At 68.1% G+C, this 15,931-nt stretch carries 15 protein-coding genes; 3 read left to right on the plus strand and 12 right to left on the minus strand.

The genetic code is table 11. The features are described 5' to 3' along the window. Positions 1–142: 142 nt before the first annotated feature. The 4 genes from ACIA8G_RS42800 to ACIA8G_RS42815 are packed head-to-tail and all read right to left on the minus strand — an operon-like array spanning position 143 to position 5,578. Positions 143–1,663, minus strand: a complete 1,521-nt coding sequence (locus ACIA8G_RS42800) for a trypsin-like peptidase domain-containing protein (RefSeq protein ID WP_396424566.1) — start codon at positions 1,661–1,663, stop codon at positions 143–145. 51 nt (positions 1,664–1,714) lie between these two features. Next, complete coding sequence (gene galT / locus ACIA8G_RS42805) at positions 1,715–2,800, minus strand: galactose-1-phosphate uridylyltransferase (RefSeq protein ID WP_396424567.1); 1,086 nt, start codon at positions 2,798–2,800, stop codon at positions 1,715–1,717. Then, a complete protein-coding gene (locus ACIA8G_RS42810) occupies positions 2,797–3,594 on the minus strand; it encodes a DeoR/GlpR family DNA-binding transcription regulator (RefSeq protein ID WP_396424568.1) in 798 nt (265 codons plus the stop codon). The genes galT and ACIA8G_RS42810 overlap by 4 nt, the downstream gene beginning before the upstream one ends. 1 nt (position 3,595) lies before the next feature. Continuing rightward, positions 3,596–5,578 (minus strand): beta-galactosidase, encoded by a 1,983-nt coding sequence (locus tag ACIA8G_RS42815; protein WP_396424569.1) that lies wholly within the window; start codon positions 5,576–5,578, stop codon positions 3,596–3,598. A 237-nt stretch (positions 5,579–5,815) separates the two neighbouring features. Between ACIA8G_RS42815 and ACIA8G_RS42820 the strand changes: the two genes are divergently transcribed. From ACIA8G_RS42820 to ACIA8G_RS42830, 3 genes are read left to right on the plus strand one after another with little or no spacing between them, the layout of a single operon-like run. Next, positions 5,816–7,126 (plus strand): ABC transporter substrate-binding protein, encoded by a 1,311-nt coding sequence (locus ACIA8G_RS42820; protein ID WP_396424570.1) that lies wholly within the window; start codon positions 5,816–5,818, stop codon positions 7,124–7,126. Beyond that, entirely contained in the window at positions 7,123–8,082 is a 960-nt protein-coding gene (locus ACIA8G_RS42825; RefSeq protein WP_396424571.1) for a carbohydrate ABC transporter permease, read from the plus strand. The genes ACIA8G_RS42820 and ACIA8G_RS42825 overlap by 4 nt, the downstream gene beginning before the upstream one ends. Next, a complete protein-coding gene (locus ACIA8G_RS42830) occupies positions 8,079–8,981 on the plus strand; it encodes a carbohydrate ABC transporter permease (RefSeq protein WP_396424572.1) in 903 nt (300 codons plus the stop codon). Before ACIA8G_RS42825 ends, ACIA8G_RS42830 begins: the two co-directional genes overlap by 4 nt. Positions 8,982–9,040: 59 nt before the next feature. Here ACIA8G_RS42830 and lepB read toward each other — a convergent pair whose 3' ends face one another. The 8 genes from lepB to ACIA8G_RS42870 all read right to left on the minus strand — a co-directional run bounded on the left by lepB (position 9,041) and on the right by ACIA8G_RS42870 (position 15,870). Further along, positions 9,041–9,835: a signal peptidase I gene (gene lepB, locus ACIA8G_RS42835; protein WP_396424573.1), complete on the minus strand. Its 795-nt coding sequence runs from the start codon at positions 9,833–9,835 to the stop codon at positions 9,041–9,043. A gap of 10 nt (positions 9,836–9,845) precedes the next feature. Then, positions 9,846–11,228: a sensor histidine kinase gene (locus ACIA8G_RS42840; RefSeq protein ID WP_396424574.1), complete on the minus strand. Its 1,383-nt coding sequence runs from the start codon at positions 11,226–11,228 to the stop codon at positions 9,846–9,848. Next, positions 11,225–11,920, minus strand: coding sequence for a response regulator transcription factor (locus tag ACIA8G_RS42845; RefSeq protein ID WP_396424575.1), 696 nt, complete (start codon positions 11,918–11,920; stop codon positions 11,225–11,227). Before ACIA8G_RS42845 ends, ACIA8G_RS42840 begins: the two co-directional genes overlap by 4 nt. 233 nt (positions 11,921–12,153) lie before the next feature. Next, positions 12,154–12,765, minus strand: coding sequence for a trimeric intracellular cation channel family protein (locus ACIA8G_RS42850; RefSeq protein WP_396424576.1), 612 nt, complete (start codon positions 12,763–12,765; stop codon positions 12,154–12,156). Positions 12,766–12,787: 22 nt separating this feature from the next. Beyond that, on the minus strand, positions 12,788–13,573 hold the full coding sequence (locus tag ACIA8G_RS42855; protein ID WP_396424577.1) for an SAM-dependent methyltransferase: 786 nt from the start codon (positions 13,571–13,573) through the stop codon (positions 12,788–12,790). Further along, a complete protein-coding gene (eis, locus tag ACIA8G_RS42860; protein ID WP_396424643.1) occupies positions 13,573–14,730 on the minus strand; it encodes an enhanced intracellular survival protein Eis in 1,158 nt (385 codons plus the stop codon). The genes ACIA8G_RS42855 and eis overlap by 1 nt, the downstream gene beginning before the upstream one ends. Positions 14,731–14,740: 10 nt before the next feature. Continuing rightward, positions 14,741–15,556, minus strand: a complete 816-nt coding sequence (locus ACIA8G_RS42865) for a 3-hydroxyacyl-CoA dehydrogenase family protein (protein ID WP_396424578.1) — start codon at positions 15,554–15,556, stop codon at positions 14,741–14,743. Beyond that, positions 15,553–15,870, minus strand: a complete 318-nt coding sequence (locus tag ACIA8G_RS42870) for an EthD family reductase (protein WP_396424579.1) — start codon at positions 15,868–15,870, stop codon at positions 15,553–15,555. Before ACIA8G_RS42870 ends, ACIA8G_RS42865 begins: the two co-directional genes overlap by 4 nt. Positions 15,871–15,931 lie beyond the last annotated feature (61 nt).

A 15,931-nucleotide genomic window follows, 5' to 3' on the forward strand; every position in this document is an offset into this window, starting at 1 on the left:
ACTCGGCTCGCAGCCGTCATGGGGCCGTAAGAAAAGGCCGTACCGCACACGGGGCAGGTGTGTGCGGTACGGCCTCATCGAGGTCATCACGCCTGGCTCCGGATGGGCGGCGGCCGTCCGGAGCCAGGCGTCTCCCCCCGACCTATCCCACCTCGACACCGTCGAGGGTGGCTTCCACAGTCCGGTTGTCGGACAGCGTGATCGTGATCTTGTCGCCGGGCGCCTTCGAGCGAACGGCCGCGACGAGCGTGTCCGACTCGTCGATGCGGCGGTCACCGAACTTGGTGATCACGTCGCCGGCCTTCAGACCTGCTTTCTCCGCGGCACCACCGGGAGTGATCTCGGAGATCTTGGCGCCCTGCTCGGTCGATTCGACCTTCACGCCGAGCACGGTCTGCTTGGGCTTGCCGGTCTTCACGATCTCGTCGACCGTGCGGCGGGCCTGGTCGATCGGGATCGCGAAGCCGATGCCGACCGAGCCTGCTTGGCCGTTCGCGGAGTTCGGGCTGTAGATCGCGGAGTTGATGCCGACCACCTGGCCCTGCATGTTCACCAGCGGGCCGCCGGAGTTGCCGGGGTTGATGGCGGCGTCGGTCTGGATGGCGTTCAGCACCGTGGCCTGGGAGTTGCGGGCGTCGCCGCCGGCCGACACGGGCCGGTTCACCGAGCTGACGATGCCGGAGGTGACGGTGCCGGAGAGCTCGAACGGCGAGCCGATGGCCACCACGCTCTGGCCGATCTTCATGTCACCTGAGTTGCCCAGCTGGACGACCGGCAGGCCGGAGACGTCCTGCGCCTGGATGACGGCGATGTCCGAGCTCGGGTCGCGGCCGAGGATCTTGGCGTCCGCGGTCTTGCCGTCCTGGAAGACGACCTTGATGGTGCCGCCGGCGGCCGCGCCCTCGATGACGTGGTTGTTCGTCACGATCTGGCCGTTGCTGGAGATCACGAAACCCGAGCCCTCGCCGGCGCCGGTCCGCGTGACGACCTGGATCTGGACGACGGAGGGCAGCATCTTGGCCGCGACCTCCTCGACCGAGCCCGGCGCCGCGTTGCTCGCCTGCGAGGCGGGCCGGGGCGTGTCGAGTGAGCTCACCGAGGAGCTGTCGTTCGCGAACGTGTAGCCCAGGTAGCCGCCGAGGCCACCGGAGAGGCCGCCCACCACCAGCACGAGTGCGGCGACGCCTGCCACGACCTTCCCGCGGCCCTTGGGGCGCGGCGGTGCGGGCGGCGGCTGGTAGCCGGGCGGGAGGTAGTACTGGCCGGTCGACGGCGGCTGGCCGGACGGAGGTTCGGTGCTGAACTGCGCGGTGGTGTTCCCCAGGCCCAGCGGATGGCCAGGGGGAAGTTGGCCGGACCCGGTAGGAGGTGGTAGCTGCTGGCCGGGTCCGGACCCGCCGAGCTGCGCCTGACCCGCGTCAGGTGAGGGCACCTGCGGCTGGGTCGAAGTGAAGGAGGCAGGAACGCTGCCTAGACCGGCTGGTTCGCCGGAGGGGGCCCCGTGAGCCCCGGCCTGGCCGGATCCCCCCTGCAAAGGATCCGGCTGGCCGGGTTCCGGCGGCTGCGGGCCCTGCTCCCGCGCGCCGGAGTCGCTGTGACCGGCGGTCGGCGGCACGGAGTGGGGCTGTTCCGGCTGCTGCGCTGGCTGGTTGCTCTCGGTCATGGCCATAGTCTCTCGGCCCGGCCTGAGAGAACCCTTAGACCAGCCTTGGAGCTACGTGAGGGTTCGGAGCTTCTCCGCGATCTGCTCCGGAGTGACGTCGTTGATCCACACGGCCTCACCGGACTCGGAGCCCGCGAGGTACTTCAGCTTGTCCGCGGTCCGCAGCACCGAGAAGACCTGGAGGTGCAGCCACATCTCTTCACGGCCGACGTTCACCGGTGCCTGGTGCCACGCTGCGATGTAGGGCAACGGCCGGTCGTACAACGCGTCCAGGCGGTGCAACACCTTCAGGTACAGCGAAGCGAAGTCGTCACGCTCCACAGAGGACAGACCGGCGAGGTCCGCGACCTGACGGCGTGGCGCCAGCACGACCTCGACGGGCCAGCGCGCGGCAGCCGGTACGAACGCTGCCCAGTGCGCGGACTCTTCCACCACACGCGCGCCCGCGCGTAGCTCTGCCTCCAGCACGTCGCCGAACAACGGCCGGCCGTGCGCCGCGTAGTGCTCCAGCGCCGCCTCGAGCATCCGCTCGGTGCGTGGCGTCACGAACGGGTACGCGTAGATCTGCCCGTGCGGGTGCGACAGGGTCACGCCGATCTCTTCGCCGCGGTTCTCGAACGGGAAGACCTGTTCCACACCTGGCAACGTTGACAAGTACGCCACGCGGTCCGCCCACGCGTCGACAACGGTGCGCACGCGCGAGACCGAAAGCTCGCCAAAAGACTTGTTGTGGTCCGACGTGAAGCAGACGACCTCGCAGCGCCCGCGTCCCGGCGCGCGCACGAACAGCTCCTCACCATCCACAGTGGACGGCACGTCCGGAACGTTCTGCGCCAGCGAGGGGAAGCGGTTCTCGAACACGACGACGTCGTACTCGGACTCGGGGATCTCCGTCGGCCGGCCCGGCGTCGACGGGCACAGCGGACAGAGGTCCGCCGGTGGCTTGTAGGTGCGTGTCTGGCGATGAGCCGCCATGGCGACCCACTCGCGGGTCAACGGGTCCAGCCGGACTTCGGACATCGGCTGCGTCTCGGGCAGATCCCGAGTGTCCACCGCGACCCGCGGTGGCGCCTCAGCGCTGTCGTCGAAGTAGATGATCTCCCGGCCGTCCGCCAGTTTTCCCGCGGTACGCCTCACGCGAACTCCTCGCCGCTTCCTGGTACATGAGCCAACACCAACTCGCCCACCTGCTCGGCGAGGGATGTGCGTGCGTCGTCCGGCAGACCCTCGTCGGTCACCAGAACGTGTGCCTCGTCGAGGTCGGCGATCGTGGAAATGCCCACGGTGCCCCACTTCGTGTGGTCCGCGACCACGACGACCCGCCCGGCGGCGTCGACGAGCGCGCGGTCCGTCTCGCTCTCGTTGAGGTTCGGCGTCGTGAAGCCGGAGCGCTCGGCCATGCCGTGCACGCCGAGGAACACCACGTCGAGGTGCAGCGACCGCAACGCCTGGACCGCGACGGGGCCCACCAACGCGTCGGACGGCGTGCGCACGCCACCGGTCAGCACGACCGTGCGGTCGGTACGCCCGCTCTGCTGCAGCACGTCCGCGACGCGGATCGAGTTCGTGACGACGGTCAGGTCCGGGATGTCGTCCAGGAAGCGCGCCAGCGTCCACGTCGTCGTGCCCGCCGAGAGCCCGATCGCCGTGCCGGGCCGCACCAGGCCGGCGGCCAGCGCCGCGATGGCTTCCTTCTCGGGCAGCTGACGCACCGACTTGGCCTCGAACCCCGGCTCGTCGGTGGAACGACCGACCACCGTGGTCGCTCCGCCGTAGACCTTCTCCACCAGTCCACGTGAGGCGAGCACGTCGAGGTCACGGCGGACGGTCATGTCCGAGACGCCGAGCCGGACGACCAGGTCGCTCACGCGCACCGCGCCGGTCCGCCGGACCTCCTCGAGAATCACCGCTTGCCGTTGACGTGCGAGCACCTCACACCTCTTCCCTGAGGACGATGACGTCCCCGGCTCGCACGGTGAGGCGCCCGGAGACCTGCGTGCCGGACAACACGTCGACACCGGACGCCTCGATCTCCGCGTCGGTGTCTGTGTGGTTGACGGCGAAGAGCCACGATACGTCGCCCTTGCGCCGGACAAGCTCAATCTGAGCTCGTGACACCTCAACGCCCGCACTGGAAAGCGCGTTTTCCACCGTTCGGCCGAGACCGCCCTCGTCAAGATCGCACGCCACGTACCAGGCGACACCGTTGCCGAACGCGTTGCGTGTCACCGCAGGCACACCCGGCAACGGTCCATCGGCATACGAGGCAACGATGTCAGCGTTGCGCACGTGCAGGTGCTCGGTCCACAGCGAGGCAGTTGACCCGTCTGTCAACGACACCGTTTCGTCTTGGCGCAGCGGGAAGAACTCCTCTGACCACACGCCGAGCACGTCGCGGAACGCGCCGGGGTAACCGCCGAGCCGCACACGCGTGTGCTCGTCGGCAACGCCGGACAAGTACGTGACCACGACATGACCGCCGCCGGCCACGTAATCCGCGACCACGGCGGCGTGCGCATCGGACACCGTGTAGAAGGCCGGCACGACGACCATCGAGTACGCCGAGAGGTTGGTGCCCGGCGCGACGAAGTCGACCGTCACCCCGGCCTGCCACAGCGCCTTGTAGTAGCCGAAGACGTGCTTGCGGTAGTCGAAGTCCGCGGTCGGGTGCGCGTTCTGCTTGAGCGCCCACCACGACTGGTAGTCGAACAGGATCGCGACCGGAGCGTCCACAGTGGAGCCGACGACGTCCTCGAGCTTCGCGAACTCGGCCCCGACCTGGCACACCTCGCGGTACACCTTCGTGTCGGTGCCGGCGTGCGGCACCATCGCCGAGTGGTAGCGCTCGCCACCACCGCGCGACTGCCGCCACTGGAAGAACAGGGTGCCGTCCGCGCCGCGCGCGACGTGCTGGAACGAGTGCCGCCGCATCTCGTTCGGCAGCTTGGCGATGTTGCGCCGCTGCCAGTTCACCGCGGACGTCGAGTGCTCCATCAGCAGCCACGGCTTGCCGCCGGCCAGGCCACGCGTCACGTCCGCGGACATCGCGAGCTCGATGTGCCGGTCGGGAGACTCGGCCTCGGTGTAGTGGTCGTTGGACACGAAGTCGACCTCGCGCGCCCACTTCCAGTAGTCCAGCGCGCCGAAGGTCCAGTTGACCATGAAGTTCGTGGTGATCGGCACGTCCGGCGTGATCATCCGCAGAGCGTCCCGCTCGGCCTTGTACAGCTCGAGGATCGCTTCGTCGGAGAACCGGTCGTAGTCGAGCAGGTGCGCCGGGTTCGAGAACGTCGGCGTGACCCGCGGCGGCAGGATCTGGGCGAAGTCCGTGTAGCCCTGGCTCCAGAACGCGGTGGACCACGCGTCGTTGAGCTGGTCGAGCGTGTAGCGGGCCGCCAGCCACTCGCGGAACGACGCCGCGCACGTGTCGCAGTAGCAGCGCTTCACGTGGCAGGCGTACTCGTTGCCGACGTGCCACGCGGCCAGCGCGGGATGGTCGCGGTAGTGCGAGGCCATCTCGGCGGCCAGCGCGGTCGCCCGGTCGCGGTAGATCGGCGACGACGGGCAGTAGGCCTGCCGTGAGCCGTGCGAGAGCCGCACACCGTCCGCGCGGACGGGCAGCATCTCGGGGTACTGGGCGGTGAGCCACGGAGGCGGCGCGGCGGTCGCGGTCGCAAGATCGACGCGGATGCCGCCGGCGTGCAGCAGGTCGAGCACCCGGTCGAGCCACTCGAACCGGTACTCACCCTTGCTGACCTCGATCTTCGCCCAGCTGAAGATCCCGACGCTGACCAAGTTCACCCCGGCCCTGCGCATCAGCTCGACGTCCTCGGCCCAGACGTGTTCCGGCCACTGCTCGGGGTTGTAATCCGCCCCCCAGCCGAGGCCTGGCATGCCCGTGGGCCAAGTCGTCACGGAGGCAAGCGTGGCCGACAACAACCCCCAACGTCAACACAAGCAAACACAACTGCGCGTTTGGGTCTGTTCGGCGGTTGACCGGGACAGGTACCGGGATCAGCCGGGATACCGGCTGTGCACGGGTTTAACAGCTCCGTAACGGGACTTGACAGGATGTATGACTGGGACCACATTGTGCGCAACTTTGTTTGAGTCTTGTTCGGTTCGCACGAGCGAGTGTCACCTGTAGGAGCGATGATGGTTCGGTACACGTCCGGTTCCTCTCCGTTACCGCAACTCGACCGGCGGACCCTGTTGCGGATCATGCTGGCCGGTGCCGGCGTGGCCGCGACCGGTGGCCTCGCGGCGTGCGGCGGTGGTTCGAGCTCCGGCGGTGACTCGAAGGTCGTCACCTTCGGCAACAACCTGTCAGACCAGGTGCCGAAGGACGCGATCACGGCCGCGGTGAAGGCCTTCGAGGCCAACTCGGGCGGCCTGACCGTCACGATCAACACCAAGCAGCACGAGCAGTACCAGGAGCAGATCAACAACTACCTGCAGGGCAAGCCGGACGACGTGCTCGCGTGGTTCGCCGGCTACCGCATGCGGTTCTTCGCCGACCAGGGCCTCACCGGTGACCTCAGCAGCCTGTGGGGCAAGATCGGCGGCAACTACTCCGACGCGCTCAAGCAGGCGTCCACGGGCACGGACGGCAAGCAGTACTTCGTGCCGTTCACCCAGTACGCGTGGGGCATGTTCTACCGCAAGAGCGTGTGGCAGGAACGCGGCTACGCGGTCCCGAAGACGCTCGACGAACTGGTCGCGCTCGCGACGAAGATGAAGGCCGACGGCCTGATCCCGATCGCCTTCGCGCAGAAGCAGGGCTGGCCCGGCATGGGCACGTTCGACCAGTTGAACTTCCGCACCAACGGCTACCAGTTCCACGTGGACCTGCTGGCGGGCAAGGAAGACTGGCAGGACAAGCGGGTCAAGGACGTGTTCGACACCTGGAAGCGGCTGCTGCCGTTCCACCAGGAGAACGCGCTCGGCCGCGAGTGGCAGGAAGCCGCGCAGTCGTTGCAGCAGAAGAAGTCCGGCATGTACCTGCTCGGCGCGTTCGTCGGCCAGCAGTTCCCGGACGCGGAGAAGGACGACCTGGACTTCTTCCCGTTCCCGGAGATCAACCCGACGCACGGCACCGACACGGTCGAGGCGCCGATCGACGGCTACATGATGGCGAAGAAGCCGTCCAATTCGGACGGTGGCCTGAAGCTGCTGGAGTACCTGTCCTCTGCCGAGCCGCAGCTCGCCTACCTGAAGGCCGACCCGACCGCGGTCGCGACCAACCAGAAGGCGGACCAGTCGGGCTACAGCGCGCTGCAGAAGAAGGTGGCCGACACCATCAAGAACGCCAAGCACATCACGCAGTTCCTCGACCGCGACACCGACCCCGGCTTCGCGAGCGAGGCGGCGACGAACGGGCTCATCGCGTTCATCAAGGACCCCAACAGCGTCGACTCCGTGCTCAAGGGCATGGCTGATCAGGCGAAGAACATCTTCAAGTGACCGCGTTGCAGGAGAAGCCGCAGGCGGTGGCCCCCGACGGGCCGCCGCCTCGTCGGCGTACGAGCAAGCGTGCCACCGCCCTCGCGGGCACGGACAAACTGGTGCTCGGGCTCATGCTCGGCATCCCCACGATCGTGCACCTGCTGTTCGTGTGGATCCCGACGCTGGGCTCGGTCGCGTTGTCGTTCAGCAAGTGGAACGGCATCGGCGGGTTCGAGGACATCGAGTGGATCGGTGTCAGCAACTACGTCGAGATCTTCACCGAGTACCCGCGGTTCTGGCCGGCGGTGCAGCACAACCTGATCTGGTTGCTGTTCCTGCTCATCGTGCCGACGTCCGCGGGTCTGCTGCTCGCCGTGGTGCTGGACCGCGAGATCAGGTTCAGCCGGGTCTACCAGAGCGCGCTGTACATGCCGATGGTGCTGTCGCTCGCGCTCGTCGGGTTCATCTGGCAGCTGATCTACACACCGGACGGCGGTCTGCTGAACTCGCTGCTGGGACTCAGCGACAACCCGGTCGACTGGATCGGCGACTCCGACATCAACCTCTACGCGGTGCTCATCGCGGCCGCGTGGCGGCACACCGGCTACATCATGCTGCTGTACCTGGCCGGGCTGAAGTCGGTGGACCCGGCACTGAAGGAAGCCGCCGCGCTGGACGGCGCCTCGGCGGCGCAGACGTTCTTCCGCGTCACCTTCCCGGTCATGAAGCCGGTGAACATCGTGGTGGCCGTGGTGACGGTGATCGAGGCGCTCCGCGCGTTCGACATCGTCTACGTCATCAACAAGGGGCGCAACGGACTCGAGCTGCTGTCGGTGCTGGTGACCGACAACATCATCGGTGAGGCTTCGCGCATCGGCCGTGGTTCCGCGGTCGCGGTGATCCTGCTGACGATCTCGCTCGGCGTCATCATCCCGTACCTGTACCAGGTGTTCAGCAAGGAGAACCGGACGTGACGGCCACGCTGGAACGGCCTTCGGTGCCGGCTGTGAAGAAGCGGACGGTGACCCCGGCACGGGTCGCGCTGCACGTGTTCCTGATCCTCACGTGCCTGATGACTCTGGCGCCGTTGCTGTGGGCGGTCTACGCGTCACTGCGCACGTACGACGACACCTCGGTCAACGGCTACTTCTCCATCGCGAAGTCGCTGACGTTCGACAACTTCATCAAGGCGTGGGACGTCGGCGACCTGCCGCACTTCTACTGGAACACGTTCCTGATCACCATCCCGGCGCTGGTGGTCACGCTGCTGCTCAGCTCGATGGTGGCGTTCGGCGTGTCCCGGTTCAGCTTCAAGTTCAACCTGTTGCTGCTGATGGTCTTCACGGCGGGCAACCTGCTGCCGCAGCAGGTGATCGTGACGCCGCTGTGGCGGCTGTACCGGCTGATCGAGGTGCCGGAGTGGATCAGCGGCAGCGGGTCGTTGATCGACTCCGCGCTCGGCGTCGTGCTGATCCACATCGCGTTCCAGATGGGCTTCTGCACGTTCGTGCTGTCGAACTACATGAAGACGATCCCGTACGAGCTGACCGAGGCCGCGCGGGTGGACGGCGCGTCGGTGTTCCGGCAGTACTGGCAGCTGACGTTGCCGCTGTGCCGGCCGGTGCTGGCCGCACTGGCCACGCTGGAGTTCACCTGGATCTACAACGACTTCCTGTGGGCGTTGGTGCTGATCCAGGACGGCGACAAGATGCCGATCACCTCGGCGTTGCAGAACTTCAAGGGCACGTTCTTCACCGACAACAACCTAGTCGCGGCCGGGTCGTTGCTGGTGGCGCTGCCCACGCTGGTGGTGTTCTTCGTCCTGCAACGCCAGTTCGTAGGCGGCCTGACCCTGGGCTCCACGAAGGGCTGAATGGCGCGAAAAGCACGTTCGGGCCGTCTATCGGCCCGAACGTGCTTTTCGCGCCAAAACTACTTGCCGCCGGTCTGCGGGTTGAAGTCCGAGATCGAGCCCCAGCGCCCCACCGGAATGACGATCACGCGGGCCTTGCCCACGACGTTGTCGATCGGGATGGCGCCGTCCGCCGGCGTCGGGTCGCCGTGCTTGCGCGAGTCCGACGAGTTGTTGCGGTTGTCACCCATCACCCACAGCTTGCCCGCGGGCACGGTGACCTTCTCGAACGACTCCTGCTGACGCGCGGCGCCGCCGAAGTTCAGGTACGGCTCGTCCAGCGGCTTGCCGTCGACCAGGACGCGGCCCTGGTCGTCGCAGCACTCGACGGTCTGGCCGCCGACGGCGATGACGCGCTTGATGAAGTCCGTGCCGCTGGGCTCGGACAGGTTCACCATCGAACCGAGGTCCTGCAGCGTGCCGACGAAGAAGTTCGGCGGTTCCTTGCCACCCGTCCAGTTCGGCGGGCCGCGGAACACGATCACGTCGCCTGGCTGCGGGTCGCGGAACAGGTACGTGATCTTCTCGACCAGCACCTTGTCGTTCACGCAGCCCGTGCAGCCGTGCAACGTCGTCTCCATCGAGGCCGACGGGATGACGAACACGCGCGCGACGAACGTCTGGATGACGACGGTCAGCAGCAGCGCAACGCTGAAGATGACCAGCAGCTCTTTCCAGAACGGCTGCTTCTTCTTCGTCTTCTTCTTGGAGAACCTGGGCGCGTCGTCGTAGGACGAAATGGGCTCAGGACCGTCCCCAGAGGGAGGAGTGACCTCCCAGGTCGACGAAGAATCGTCGTTCACGCGATGACTCACACGCCCCACCTTACGGACGTCCGGGTAGGCGCAACGTGAACAGGGCACCTCCCTCGGGGGCTCTGCCCGCCGTGGCCGTGCCGCCGTGCCGTTGTGCCACCTGCTTCACGATGGCGAGTCCCAGGCCGGAACCCGGCAGGGTCCGCGCCTCGGACGATCGGTAGAACCGCTCGAAAACGTGAGGTAGATCGGCGTCCGCGATACCGGGGCCCGCGTCCGCCACCTCCATCACGGCGTAGCCGTCGCCCGTCTGACGCAGGCTCAGCCGCACCGCTGAGCCCGAGGGGCTGAACTTCACCGCGTTGTCGAGGAGGTTCAGCACCGCGCGCTCGAGAGCACTTGAATCACCCAGAAGTGTCCACGGTTGCAGTTGCACGTCGAACGTGACGTTCGAGGCGCGACGGCGCGCGCGGTCCATCGACCGTTCTACCACCTCGACGAGATCGACAGGCTCGTGGATGACCTGGGGGGCGTCCTCGCGGGCCAGTTCGACCAGGTCACCGATGAGCGTGGTCAGCTCGTCGAGCTGCGCGCGCACGTCGGACTGGATCTCCCGCTTGTCCACATCGGACAAGGTGGGCGAATCCGGGCGTTCCGACGCGAGCAGCAGCTCCAGGTTCGTGCGCATCGAGGTCAACGGCGTGCGCAGCTCGTGGCCCGCGTCGGCGACCAGGCGGCGCTGCCGTTCCTGCGACTCGGCGACCGCGCCGAGCATCGCGTTGAAGCTGTGCGTCAACCGCGCCAGCTCGTCGTCGCCGGACACGGGGATCGGCGTCAGGTCACCGGTGTTCGCGACCCGTTCGGTGGCCTCGGTGAGGCGTTGCACAGGTCTGAGGCCGGTGCGTGCGACGGCCGTACCTGCGATGGCCGCGAGCAGCACGCCCGCACCGCCGATCAACAGCAGCACGATGCTGAGCTTGGCGAGCGTGGCCCGCTGGGGTTCCAGCGACTGCGCGATCACGATCGCCGTGCCGTTCTGGTACTCCACCGCGATCGCCCGCGTGTCCGTCTTGTGGTCGGTCCAGAGGTAGTCGTCACGCAGACCCTGCGCGACCTCACGGGCCTGCGGGGCGTTCGGCGGCGCGGCGGAGTTCTCCGGGTAGCGGATGCTCCCGGTCGAGCCGCTGACCAGGCCCATTCGCACGTCACCTGCCGCGAGGAACGCCGCGGGGTAGCTCTGCACCTGCTCGGTGCTGAACGCCACGCCGTTGACGACCGCGGCCGCTCGTTCGCGCAGGCTCTCGTCGAGCGCGTCGTAGACGTTCTTGCGCACGATCATGTACGCGCCGAACGACACGAGTGCCACGGCACCGGCGACGCAGAAAGCAGCGAGCCAGGTGACCCGGGACCGCAGTGAGGCTCTCTGGAGCCGTCCCTGGGGTTCACCGATCACGGAGGGGTCTCCCGCAGGACGTAGCCCACTCCACGCACCGTGTGGATCAGCCTCGGCTCCCCCTCGGCCTCCGTCTTGCGACGCAGGTACCCGACGTAGACCTCGAGTGCGTTGCCCGAGGTCGGGAAGTCGTATCCCCACACGTCCTCCAGGATGCGGCTGCGAGTCAGCACCTGACGCGGGTGCGCCAGCAGGAGCTCGAGCAGCGCGAACTCGGTGCGGGTGAGGCTGATGGGCCGTTCACCGCGGCGGACGTCCCTGGTGGAGGGGTCCAGCTCCAGGTCGGCGAACTTGAGCGTCGCGGCCGACTGGGTCGCGGGGTCGTCGTCGAGCGCGGCGCGGCGCAGGAGGGCGCGCAGGCGTGCCAGCAGCTCCTCCAGCGCGAACGGCTTGGGCAGGTAGTCGTCGGCACCGGCGTCCAGCCCGGACACCCGGTCGCTCACCGCGTCCCGCGCGGTCAGCACGAGGATCGGCAGGTCGTCACCGGTGCTGCGGAGCCGGCGGCACACCTCGAGGCCGTCCAGGCGCGGCATCATCACGTCGAGCACCATGGCGTCCGGCCGGGCAGCAGTCACCGACTCCAGTGCCTGCATGCCGTCTCCGGCGGTGTCGACCTGGTAGCCGTTGAACTGGAGCGAACGCCGGAGCGACTCCCGGACCGCCCGGTCGTCGTCGACAACGAGGATGCGCATGGGGGCCAGTCTTGCCGAGGGAACTGAGAGGCGCCTGAGAAGGGCCCTAACTGGGGATGTGAGTTCGGCGTTAGGCCGTGTCCTGTACGTCCGTTCGATGAGAGTCACGTCCGAGAGGGCTCCTGGTGGTGCCGCCGCGGATCCGTCATACCGGGCGTATTTCGGATTCGCGGCGGTGCCGCCAGGAGCCCCCTCGGGCGCGACTATCGCGGACGAGACGTACAGGACACGGCCTAGCCCTCAAGCCCGCGTGCGACGGGTGCGTTCCACTTCCGCCAGAGCGCGATCAGCCTGATCGTGATGATTATTGACGCACCAGTCAACGCGACCAGGTCTTTCGGCAGTTTCGCCCACGTGCCGAGCGCCACGGCCACGGCACCGGCCAGTGCGGCCACGGCGTAGATCTCCCTGCGCAGGACCAGCGGGATCTCCCTGAGCAGCAGGTCGCGGAGCGCGCCACCGCCGATGCCCGCCGTCATCCCGATGAGGCAGGCCGCGTACGGGGTCGCGCCGAGCGCCAGTGCGGTGGTGGTGCCGGACGTGACGAACAGGCCCAGGCCCACGGCGTCCAGCAGCAGCACGGTGCGGCGGAGTTTCGCGACCTGCGGGTGGAACCAGAAGACGATCAGGCCCGTGCCGCCGGCGACCAGGAGGTACGGCCAGTTCCGCAGGCTGGTCGGCGGGTGCACGCCGAGCAGGACGTCGCGGATGATGCCGCCGCCCAACGCGGTGGTGAGCGCCAGGATGGTCACGCCGAACACGTCCAGCCTCGCCCGTACGGCGGCCACCGCACCGGAGGCGGCGAAGACGGCGATCCCGATCAGCTCGAGGACGATGAGCAGCACGAACCGGAAGAATACGGGCTGTTCAGACGCGCGCGACCGCGAGCACGTACCCCAGCGAGGGCTGCACCGCGATCGGCGACAACAGGTGGTCGAGGTAGTTGCGCGCCGCGTCCCCGTGCGCCGCGACGAGAGCGTCGTAGTGCCGCCGGGCCCCCTCCTGCATGCGCGGCACGGTCTTGCGCGTCTCCGTGCTCAGGTCCACCAGCTCGACCACGTGCAGCCCGGCCGAGGCCAGCAACTTCGGGTACCCGGCGAAGGTGGGCAACTCGTCGATGTCGTAGGTGGACAGGATCGGTTCTAACTCGTCCAGCACCCCCTGCTCGACCGGCCGCCGTTGCACGAAGTCGGACACGACGACGACACCGGACGCCCTGACCACGCGCGCCATCTCCCGCAGGACGCCCACCCGGTTCCCCAGGTGCGGCAACGTCTCCACCGCCCACGCCGCGTCGAACGAGTCGGCGGGGAACGGCACCGCGTGCGGGTCGCCGTGCACGAAGCGAACCTGGTCGTCGACGAACAGGGCCTCGGCGCGGGCGTTGGCGCGGGCGACGTGCTCGGCGTGCGGAGACACGGAGACGATGTCCGCGTGCGAGGCCTCGGCCAGCCGGAAGGCCGAGGTGCCGACCCGGCGGCCCATGTCCAGCACGCGCCAGCCGTGCCGGGCGCCGAGCTTGTCGATGTGCAGGGCCGTCATGCGTTCGGCGGCGACGCGGTTGGGCGATTCGTCCTCTTCGGACGTCCACAACCCGAAATGCAGGTTGTGGTCCCAGATCGTGCGCATGACCTCGTGGTAGACGTCCGCCATCAGAAGAAGTCCGCCAGCCGGGGCACGCCGGAAGCGCCGACGAGCTGGTCCAGGACGACTGCGTCCGCGGGGTCGCCCTCCAGCAAACCCGCGCGTCGCAAGGCATGCGTGTTCTGCGCGCCGGAGAACCACGGGCCGAGTGCCCGCGCGTGCAGCCGCACCGCGCCGGTACCGCCGGGCTCGACCCGCACCACCCCGTCCTCGGCGACGATGCGCTGGTTACCCGCGTGCCACGGCGCGTGCTCGTCGATGATCTCCAGGTCCACCACGGCGTTCGCCGGCCTCGGCCAGCCGCGGGCGGCCACCGCCGCGGGCAGGTCGACGACGCGCAGCATCCAGGCCGAGGTCCACACCGAGTACCGGATCGGGGTTCCGCCGAGCAGGTTCAGCGTCGCCGGGTCGGTGATCCGCAGGTCGATCGCTTCGAGCGTGCCGGTCCACGACGCCAGCGAGGCCAGGAGGTTCAGCTGGGCCTCGACGTCGACGCCGACGAGGTCGAACACCTTGAGCCGGCCCATGTCTCCGCCGGACTCCCGTTTCGCGGTCAGGTACCCGCGCAGGCCGTTCGGGCCGGGGAGCACGCTCACCAGGTCCAACTCGAGCACCTTGCCGAGCTCGATCCGCGGCGGTCTGCGGTCGGCCATGCCGTCGATCGTCCGCGCCACCTCGAGATAGCAGTCGTGCAGCGCCGTGAGATCGCTCTCGCAGGCGGGCCGCGACGGTATCAGCTCGGCAGGGCGCGGAACTGAGAGCAGCCTGTCCATCGGCAGCTCGACCCACTCGAACACGCCGGCGCGCTCCCAGCCCCGTCCCCGGTACAGGGTCGGCACGGTCGCGTAGAGCACCGACAGCGGCTGGCCGTGCTCCCGCATGGTGGACAGTGCGGCGTCCAGCAAGGCGTTCGCGACACCACGGCCGCGCGTGGCGCCGTCGACGGCGACGCCACCGATCCCGCCCATCGGGATCGCGGCGCCACCGTAGAACTGAGCGAAGGCACCGATCGAGAGCACACCGGCGACCCGGCCGTCCAGTTCCGCGACCAGTCCGTGCGTTCCTGGCTTCACCAACCGCTCTGGGCGTTCGGCGGCGTTGAACGCGAGTCTGCGGAGGCGGAACACCGCATCCAGGTCGTCGTCTGTGTACTCGCGGATGTGCACGGACAACTATCTACCAGGAAAAGAAGCCCTGGCCCGTCTTCCGTCCCAACTCGCCACGAGCGACTTTGTCCCGCAACAACTGCGGCGGGTCGAATCGCGGTCCGAGCTCGGCGGCGAGGTGCTCGGCGATCGCCAGCCGGACGTCGAGTCCGACCAGGTCGGTGAGCTCCAGCGGCCCCATCGGCCAGCGGTAACCGAGCTTCATGCCGGTGTCGATGTCGGCCGCCGAGGCCACGCCCTCCTCCAGCATGCGAATCGCTTCCACGCCAACGGCGACGCCCAGCCGTGAGGTGGCGAACCCAGGAGAGTCGCGCACTTCGATGACGGTTTTTCCCATTTGTTCCGCCCAGGTTCGCACCAGGGCCACGTTCTCGGGGGCAACGCCCTCGTGGTGCACGAGCTCGACGAGCTGCTGCACCGGCACCGGGTTGAAGAAGTGCATGCCCAGCACGCGTTCGCCGGGAAGTCCCGCCGCGATCTCGGCGATGGACAGCGAGGACGTGTTGGAGGCCAGGATCGCCTGCGGGCACTTCGCCGCCGCATCACCCAGCACCTTCTGCTTGAGCGGCACGTTCTCGGGCACCGCCTCGATCACGAGCTCGGCGTCCGCAGGCAGCTCACCGGTGCTCAGGTTGGCGAACGCCGCGTCCGCGTCGGCGAGCTTGCCCTTCTCCTGCGCCTTGTCCAGCGAGCGCCTGACCGCCTGCCTGCCCAGTTCCGCGCGCTCCGCGTCGGCCTCGGCGAGCGTCACGTCGTGGCCGGAGGCGAGCAGGAGGTGCGCGATGCCCGCACCCATCGTGCCGCCGCCGATGACCACTGCCTTCACGAGACGACCTCGGCGCTGAACATCGCGACCAGCTCCATACCGCCGATCTCGGTGAGGTTCGCGCCGGACGAGGCCCACTCGGGCGTCTTGAAGGCGGCCTTCATCGATTCCGCCGACTCGAAGTACAGCTCCGCGATCAGGTACGGCTCGGTCTCGCCGAAGAACCCGGGAACGAACACCCGCTGCACCTTGGCGACCTCCGCGCGCACCAGTCCTGGCACCGAGTCCGCGATGGGCATGTGCGTGCCGAAGTACTTCTCGTCGAAGTCCGCGGGGTTGGCGGGCTTCTTGTACAGCGCGATGTACTTGATCATGTGACGGGATCCTCCTCGACTCGCCGAGCACTGTAACGCCCGGGGCACCCGCCCGGCTGAG

Origin of the sequence: Lentzea sp. NPDC051213, from assembly GCF_044455585.1 — a bacterium.
Lineage (GTDB): Bacteria > Actinomycetota > Actinomycetes > Mycobacteriales > Pseudonocardiaceae > Lentzea.

Coding starts and splice junctions, on each gene's coding strand:
- ACIA8G_RS42800 (WP_396424566.1), bottom strand. CDS start 1,663: ATGACCGAGAGCAACCAGCCAGCGCAGCAGCCGGAACAGCCCCACTCC.
- ACIA8G_RS42820 (WP_396424570.1), top strand. CDS start 5,816: ATGATGGTTCGGTACACGTCCGGTTCCTCTCCGTTACCGCAACTCGAC.
- ACIA8G_RS42845 (WP_396424575.1), bottom strand. CDS start 11,920: ATGCGCATCCTCGTTGTCGACGACGACCGGGCGGTCCGGGAGTCGCTC.
- ACIA8G_RS42855 (WP_396424577.1), bottom strand. CDS start 13,573: ATGGCGGACGTCTACCACGAGGTCATGCGCACGATCTGGGACCACAAC.
- ACIA8G_RS42870 (WP_396424579.1), bottom strand. CDS start 15,870: ATGATCAAGTACATCGCGCTGTACAAGAAGCCCGCCAACCCCGCGGAC.